This is a genomic window from Streptococcus sp. KR, from assembly GCF_002238115.1.
Lineage (GTDB): Bacteria > Bacillota > Bacilli > Lactobacillales > Streptococcaceae > Streptococcus.
The window spans coordinates 1-215 of the sequence record NZ_NGVM01000376.1 but is presented as its reverse complement, the minus strand read 5'-3'; the positions used below and the strand labels follow the sequence as shown (position 1 = coordinate 215).

Genomic DNA, 215 nt, shown 5'->3' with positions numbered 1-215 from the left:
ACCAATGCATCGGTGATTTGTAATCCCTGTTCACCAGTATCAGGTTGTGAAAGCAACAGATCATCAATATTAACACCAAGATGAGTTGCGTACACTGGATCAAGCGCGTTTTCAGCATCAATATAAGCGGCTGTTCCACCACGTTTTTGCACTTCGGCTACGGCATGTAAGGCAACCGTCGTCTTACCTGAACTTTCAGGCCCATAGATTTCCAC

Annotated in this window: 1 pseudogene; it reads right to left on the bottom strand. The window is 45.6% G+C overall.

Features of this window, described 5'->3' with window-relative positions:
* A pseudogene (locus CBI42_RS12350) lies at positions 1–215 on the bottom strand (DNA recombination/repair protein RecA); the annotation flags it as partial.